The following is a 7020-nucleotide window of genomic DNA, read 5'->3' on the forward strand; positions in this document are numbered from 1 at the left end:
TCAGCTCCGGCTGCCGGCGGTCTCGTCGACGCCGAGCAGCGCGCCGATGCGCTCGACGAGCTCGCCGAAGCCAGGGCTGCGGAAATGCTCGAGGCTGCGCGGCCGTTCGAGGTCGACGGGGATGTCCGCGATCACCGCGCCCGGCCGCGGCGACATGACCAGCACCCGGTCGGCCAGCAGCACCGCCTCGGAGATCGAATGGGTCACGAGCAGCGTGGTGGTCTGCGAGCCCGACCACAGCGGCGGCAGCTCGATGTTGAGCCGCCGGCGGGTGAGCTCGTCGACGGCGCCGAAGGGCTCATCGAGCAGCAGCAGCCGAGGCTCGGTGATGAGGCAGCGGGCGATCGCAGCGCGCTGCCGCATGCCGCCCGACAGCTGCGCCGGCCGAGCCCGCTCGAAGCCCTCGAGGCCGACGAGCCGCAGCAGCTCGGATACGCGCTCGTGGTCGACGGGCCTGCGCGCGAGCCGCTGCGCGAGCGCCACGTTGGCCGCGGTCGTGCGCCAGGGCAGCAGCGACGCGTCCTGGAAGGCGATCGCGAGTTCGCCCCGGCGCCGCACCTCCGTCGGATCGTCGCCGCCGATCCGCACCGATCCGCCGGGGTCGGCCTGTTCGAGGCCCGCGATGATCCGCAGCAGCGTCGACTTGCCGCAGCCCGAGGGACCGACGAGCGCCGTGACCGAGCCCGCCGCGAGTGTCAGGTCGAGGGGCTCGAGCACGCGCAGCCCGTCGCGGCCGGCTGGGAACGTCTTGGAGACCGACGCGCACACCACGTCGGGGGCGGAACCGGCGGCCGCTTCCGCGGCATCGGCGGGGAGCGGGCGGCCCGCCGGGCCGTCCGCTCCGTCGCTCTCGGCCCCGGGCGCGCTCACGCGGTCGGGCCGTTCTCGTAGATCTCCTCGAGGATCGAGTGATCCCACAACTCCTCCCTCGCACCCTCGATGCCCAGCACCTCGAACAGCCGCAGATTCTGCTCGACCTGCTCATCGGTGAACCAGCCGAAGCCGAACTCGTCGGTCGCCTCCGAGAACATGATGTCGAGCTGCACCTCCGCCTGCTTCTGCTGCGTGGCGAGATCGAGCCCGGCGTCGGGGTACATCTGCACGACCAGCTCGGCCGCCGCACCCGGGTCCTGCTGGTACAGCTGCCAGCCCTGCGCGTCGCCCCGCATGAGTCGCACGATCCGGTCGCGCTGCTGCTCGTCTTCGAGGCTCGACCGCAGCACCGTGTACGTCTGGCTCATCGGGTTGTACTCGAAATCGGCGAGCAGCATCGAGTGCGCCTCGACACCCTGTACCGCCAGGGCGACCGGCAGATCGTTGTAGAAGCAGTACAGGCCGTCAACCTGACCCGCCGTGAGCACGGCCGGGTCGTACTGGCTGGGCACGAACTCCACCTGATCCTGTTCGAGCCCGTTCAGCGCAAGGAACGCCTCGAGTGCCGGGGTGTCGGTGCCGGCCACGCCGATCTTCTTGCCGTCGAGGTCGCCGGGCTGCTGCAGCGGGGCGTCGGCGAGCGACAGGATCGTGCCCGGGCTCTTCTGATACTGGGCCCCGATGATCACGAGGTCGGCGCCCTCCGCATTGGATCGCGCGACCCCGTCGGCGGCCGAGATGTTCATGAGTGAGGCACCGCTCACCGTGCTCGTGTCGCCCGCCACGTTCGGCCCCCCGGCCGCCAGCCTGACGGTCAGGTCGAGCTCTTCGAACAGGCCGCGATCCTGCGCCAGATAGGTGCCGCCGAACTGCACCGAGTGCGTCCACGACAGCTGGTAGGTGACCTCCGCGGCCCCGCCGGCCGGAACCGAGCCGCGCGCGCAGCCCACGAGGCCCCCGAGGGCGAGGGCGCCGGCGCTTCCGAGCAGCGCGCGGCGGGTGAGAGCTGGTGCGGACATGTGACCTCCGAAGATCGACTCATGCGCCAGCCGGGCCCCTCGCCCGGCGCGTGCCCACAGTTTAGTGGGGCGATCCCGCACCCCTCAGGGGGTTGCGGCGCTCTCACGCGCTGTGGCAACCCCTGTTCGGGCGGGAGACGAGAGCGTAGCCTCTTCGGCATGGACGGGTTCGCGGCTGTCGATTTCGGGTTCGCGCGAGAGGTTCTGCAGAGGGGCGTCGCAGCGCTGTACCTCGTCGCCTTCATCTCGACGCTGAACCAGTTCCGACCGCTGCTCGGCGAGCGCGGCCTGCTGCCCGTCACCCGACTGCTCGCGTGGGCCGAGTCTTCGCCGTCGCGGGCGAGGCTGCTGCGACCGACGCTGTTCCGGCGCATCCGTTACACCGACCGTCGCCTCGCGGTGCTGTGCTGGATCGGCATCGCCCTCTCGGCGCTGCTCGTCGCGGGTGTGCCCCAGCTCACGGCGCCCTGGGTGCCGATGCTGTGCTTCCTGCTGCTGTGGTTCGGCTACATGTCGATCGCGAGCATCGGCCAGACCTTCTACGGATTCGGCTGGGAAATGCTGCTGCTCGAAGCGGGGTTCCTCGCCGCGTTCCTGGGATCGACGGATCAACCGCCGCCGACCGCGGTGATCGTGCTGTTCTGGTGGCTCGTCTTCAGGCTGGAGTTCGGCGCCGGCATGATCAAGATGCGCGGCGGGCGGGAGTGGCGCGACCTGACGGCCCTCATGTACCACCACCAGACGCAGCCGATGCCCGGCCCGCTCAGCCGCCAGGCGCACCTGCTGCCCGGCTGGTTCCACCGGGCCGAGGCGCTCGGCAGCCACTTCGCGCAGCTCGTGGTGCCGTTCTTCCTGTTCGCGCCGATCCTCGGTCTCTGGATCCCGGGCCCGGTGCCCGCGATCATCGGCACCGCGGCCGCCGCGATCATCATCGCGACCCAGCTCTGGCTCGTGCTCACCGGCAACTTCGCCTGGCTCAACTGGGCCACCGTCGTGCTCGCGTGCTCGGCGATCTCGGTGACCGGAAGCGGCGCCGTCGCGGCGACCGATCCCGGGGCGCTCGCCTGGTTCGGAGGCCTGCCGCCCTACTGGTTCGGGATCACCACCGCTGTGGGCCTGCTCGTCGTCGCGCTCAGCTGGCCGGCGCTGCGCAACCTGTTCGCGAGCCGTCAGCTCATGAACGCGAGTTTCAACCGGTGGCAACTGGCGAACGCGTACGGCGCGTTCGGCACGGTCACGAAGGAGCGCGTCGAGTACGTGATCGAGGGCACCGTCGACGAGGATCCCGGAGCCGCGGAGTGGCTGGAGTACGGATTCAAGGGCAAACCGGGCGACGTGCGACGAGTGCCGCGGCAGTTCGCCCCCTACCACCTGAGGCTCGACTGGCTGATGTGGTTCCTGCCGCTCGGCCGCTCGCTCGACGAGTGGTTCACGGCGCTGCTCGTGCGCCTGCTGGAGGCCGACGCTCCGACGCTCGCCCTGCTCGCCGACGACCCCTTTCGCGGCGAGCGGCCGCGGTGGGTGCGGGTGACGTCGTACCGCTACCGCTTCGCGTCGCGCGCCGAGCGCCGGGCCGACGGCGCGGTGTGGGTGCGGGACCACCGCCGCCCGCTGGTGCAGCCGGTCGGGCTCGAGCAGCCGGCGGAGTGATCGGGGGCCAGCGCGCTTCCGATACGCCCGCCTTGTCAACCCCTTGTCGAGGCCTGCGGCCCGGGGCGAGTCTGGGGTGCACGTCCGCCTTCGGAGACGCGGTGGGAACGGCGCCCGAAGGGCGCCGCGCCGCACCCTTCGGATCAGGTGAAAGGAGAGGCTCATGGGTATGGGCTCGGGAATCGTGCTCTTCGTCATCGGCGCCATCATGGCGTTCGCGCTCAACGTGCAGGTCGAGTGGATCGACCTCAACATGGTCGGCTATCTGCTGATGGGCGCCGGCGCCGTGGTGTTCTTCATCTCGCTGATCCTCTTCTTCTCCCGGCGACGGGGCGGGGGCCAGGTCGATCCGGTCGACCGCGGCATCGAGTGAGCGCGGTACGGCGCTCGGCGCGTCGCGCGGTGGCGCGCGGCGGCTCGCTGCGCGCTCCGCGCGGCGGCTCCGCATGCCCTGTGAGATCGACGCGTCTCGCGCGGCGAAGCGCCGCACCCTGACAGACTGAGTCCGTGGCGAATACTCAGAACGGCCGTGTGGCGGTCTACCTCGACTTCGACAACATCGTGCTCTCCTGGTACGACCGGGTGCACGGCCGCAACTCCTACGCCCGCGACCGGCAGCGCATCGCCGAGGATCCCTCCGACGCCGAGATCGCAGCCCGACTGCGGGCGGCGGTGGTCGACGTGGGCGCCGTGATCGACTACGCCTCGTCGTTCGGCACGCTCGTGCTCACCCGCGCGTACGCCGACTGGTCGTCGCCCATCAACGCCGACTACCGCGCGCAGCTCGTCGCACGCGCGGTCGACCTGGTGCAGCTCTTCCCGGCCGCGGCCTACGCGAAGAACGGCGCCGACATCCGGCTCGCCGTCGACGCGGTCGAGGACATGTTCCGCCTCGACGACCTCACCCACGTGGTGATCGTGGCGGGCGACTCCGACTACGTGCCGCTCGCGCAGCGCTGCAAGCGGCTCGGCCGCTACGTCGTGGGCATCGGCGTCGCGGGCTCGACCGCGAAGGCGCTCACCGCGGCGTGCGACGAGTTCGCGTCGTACGACTCGCTGCCCGGCGTCGAACTGCCCCAGCGCGAACAGGAGCAGCCGGCCAAGCGGCAGAAGCGCGGCAAAGCCGTGGCCGCGTCGAAGGAGAGCCCCGCGATCGAGGCCGTCGAGGAGCAGTCGGCGCCCGCCTCGCGGGCCGACGACGATCGCGACGCCGCCGACGAGACCGATGAGACCGATGAGGACTCCGATTTCGCCGTGACCGGGCTGCTCATACGCGCGCTCTGGCTGGGGCAGGAGAAGGACGACTCGGGGTGGCTGCACAGCTCGGCCGTGAAGCAGCAGATGCGCCGCATGGACCCGTCGTTCAACGAGAAGGCGCTCGGGTTCCGCTCCTTCTCCGACTTCCTGAAGTCTCGCTCCGACGTGGCCGAGCTCGAGGAGACGGGGCACGAGCGCCTCGTACGCCTGCGCGATCAGACCCCGTAGCGGGCCGGAGACGGGCTCGGTGCCCGCGTCCTGGAAGAGGGGCGCCCGACCCCGTCGCCCCCCCTCCGACAGGCTCAGGGGCGGCAGGGTCGGGCGCGACAGGGGTCGTTCAGCCGCCGAGCTTCGCGTAGAGCTCGGCGAACTTCTGGGCGATGCCGTCGTTGTTCCACGACCAGACGTCTTCGCCGCGCAGCACGGCCTCGGCGCCGCCGTCGCAGTAGATCGTCTGACCGCAGCAGTGCGTGTTGTCGACCGAGGTGAGCCAGATCAGCAGCTTCGCGATGCTCTCGGGATCCTGATGGTAGCCGAGCGGCATCGGCACGACGGCGTCGATCAGCGCGGACCCCTCGGGCGTCGCGCGCAGATCCGCCGTCATCGGGGTCTTCACGACGCCCGGGCCGACCGCGTTCAGGGGGATCCCCGCGCCCGCCCACCGCTCGGTCACGGCCTCGCGATGCACCCAGCGCGAGATCGCCTGCTTCGACGACGCATAGATCAGCCCGCCCGTCTGCTCGTTCTGCGCGAGCTCCTCGGCGATCCCGAGCGCGGCCTGCTCGTCGTCGTTCAGGAACGCGTCGACGAGCGGCGGGAAGACCGGCTGCACCGACGAGAGCGACGAGATCAGCGCGGCGCGCGGCGCATCCGACTTCGCGAGTGCCGGCTGCATCGCCTCCAGGAACTCGGTCATGCCGAAGTAGTTGACCGCCGCGGTGATGGCCTTGGGCAGCGACAGCCCGGCACAGGCGATCACGGCGTCGACGGTGCCGCCCGCCAGCTGCGTAGCCGCCTCGGCCGCAGCGCGGCGGCCCTCGCTCGTCGAGAGGTCGCCGTCGACCTCGACGCCCGCGAGGTCGACGCCGATGACGGTGTGGCCGTCGGCGCGCAGCAGCTCGGCGGTGGTCTTGCCGATGCCCGATGCGGCGCCGGTGATGACGTAGGTGCGTGACATGGTGATTCCTTTCGTGGGGATCAACCCGCGTGCGAGCGCGGGATGCTGGGGGAGGGCGGAGCGGCGCCCTCGGAGCCGGGGCCGCTCGGATGCGCCTCGGGTGCGCCCGAGTGCCGCTCGAGGTCTGCGACGGTGCGCTCCGTGACGAGCGAGCCGACGAACTCCTCGATCAGCGATGCGAAGGTCGTCGTCTCGCCGTCCGTCCACCGCGCGATCGCGTGCCCGATCATCTGCACGCCCGCGTCGAACAGCCGGTCGAAGGCCTGCCTGCCGGCGGGGGTCAGTGCGACGATGCCCGCGCGGCCGTCTGATTCGTCGCGGTCGCGCTCGATGAGCCCGGCCTCGCGCAGCCGCGCGATGAGCTTCGATGTGGAGGGACGGCTGAGGTGCACCTCGTCGGCGATCTCGCTGGGGCGCGCGGACCCGCCGCGCAGCCCGAGGGTGTAGACGGCGCGCACGGCGGTCGCGTCGAGCGGGACGCCGCATGCCGCAGAGATGCGGGTCTGGAAGTCGCGCGACGACCAGCGCGACATGAGCCCCGTGAGCGAGGTGAGCAACCGGGCCCGGGGATCCGCGTCGCCGTCGTCCATGCCCCCATTATCGCCCTAATAGTTGCCTCGGGCAATTATTTTCTGAGAGAGGCCGGAGTCGGCGGGGTGAGCGGCGCCGACGGGGGACCGCGGTACCCGGCAGGTGCATCCACCTCGCTCAGCTGCCGTCCCGCCATCGCCGCGGGAGGGCACGAAAAAACCGGACCGCAGAACGCCTCTCGGCGGAAGGCCGCTCGAAGCGGCAAAAATTGGAGCCCGGGGTTACTGCGGCCCGGCGGCACCAGTCTAACGCAGGGCCTCCGGTCAGGCGAGGGAGCCGTCGCGCCAGCGGCGGGCGCCCGCGTGCAGCTCCTGCGCCATCGTGGAGTAGCGCAGGGCGCGGGTGGTGAGCTGCTGCGCGTGGGCGTCATCGTGCACATCGCGCGTGTCGGCGAGGTCGGCCGCTCCGAGCGCCATGATGCGGCAATAGCTCGCGGCAAAATCGATTCGAAAA

Annotated in this window: 7 protein-coding genes and 1 pseudogene; 3 read left to right on the forward strand and 5 right to left on the reverse strand. The window is 71.0% G+C overall.

Annotation, left to right across the window (positions count from 1 at the left end):
- Both H490_RS18260 and H490_RS18265 read right to left on the reverse strand, forming a co-directional pair.
- Window positions 1–870, reverse strand: a complete 870-nt coding sequence (locus H490_RS18260) for an ABC transporter ATP-binding protein (protein ID WP_017882842.1) — start codon at window positions 868–870, stop codon at window positions 1–3.
- Window positions 867–1892, reverse strand: a complete 1026-nt coding sequence (locus tag H490_RS18265; RefSeq protein ID WP_017882843.1) for an ABC transporter substrate-binding protein — start codon at window positions 1890–1892, stop codon at window positions 867–869. The genes H490_RS18260 and H490_RS18265 overlap by 4 nt, the downstream gene beginning before the upstream one ends.
- A 159-nt stretch (window positions 1893–2051) precedes the next feature.
- On the opposite strand from H490_RS18265, the gene H490_RS18270 reads away from it, so the two are divergent.
- The 3 genes from H490_RS18270 to H490_RS18280 all read left to right on the forward strand — a co-directional run bounded on the left by H490_RS18270 (window position 2052) and on the right by H490_RS18280 (window position 5027).
- Complete coding sequence (locus H490_RS18270) at window positions 2052–3542, forward strand: lipase maturation factor family protein (RefSeq protein WP_017882844.1); 1491 nt, start codon at window positions 2052–2054, stop codon at window positions 3540–3542.
- Between the two features lie 163 nt (window positions 3543–3705).
- Complete coding sequence (locus tag H490_RS18275; RefSeq protein ID WP_041204898.1) at window positions 3706–3915, forward strand: DUF6458 family protein; 210 nt, start codon at window positions 3706–3708, stop codon at window positions 3913–3915.
- A 134-nt stretch (window positions 3916–4049) separates the two neighbouring features.
- Window positions 4050–5027 carry an NYN domain-containing protein gene (locus H490_RS18280; RefSeq protein WP_031289578.1) on the forward strand — a complete coding sequence of 326 codons (978 nt, stop codon included), beginning with the start codon at window positions 4050–4052 and terminating at the stop codon, window positions 5025–5027.
- 109 nt (window positions 5028–5136) lie between these two features.
- Here H490_RS18280 and H490_RS18285 read toward each other — a convergent pair whose 3' ends face one another.
- The 3 genes and pseudogenes from H490_RS18285 to H490_RS32255 all read right to left on the reverse strand — a co-directional run.
- Complete coding sequence (locus H490_RS18285) at window positions 5137–5976, reverse strand: SDR family oxidoreductase (RefSeq protein ID WP_017882847.1); 840 nt, start codon at window positions 5974–5976, stop codon at window positions 5137–5139.
- Window positions 5977–5996: 20 nt separating this feature from the next.
- Window positions 5997–6566, reverse strand: a complete 570-nt coding sequence (locus H490_RS30945) for a MarR family winged helix-turn-helix transcriptional regulator (protein WP_017882848.1) — start codon at window positions 6564–6566, stop codon at window positions 5997–5999.
- Between the two features lie 264 nt (window positions 6567–6830).
- Window positions 6831–7020 (reverse strand): annotated as a pseudogene (locus H490_RS32255) (hypothetical protein); the annotation flags it as partial.

The sequence above is a fragment of the Leucobacter sp. UCD-THU genome (assembly GCF_000349545.1).
In the GTDB taxonomy this organism is placed as follows: domain Bacteria; phylum Actinomycetota; class Actinomycetes; order Actinomycetales; family Microbacteriaceae; genus Leucobacter; species Leucobacter muris.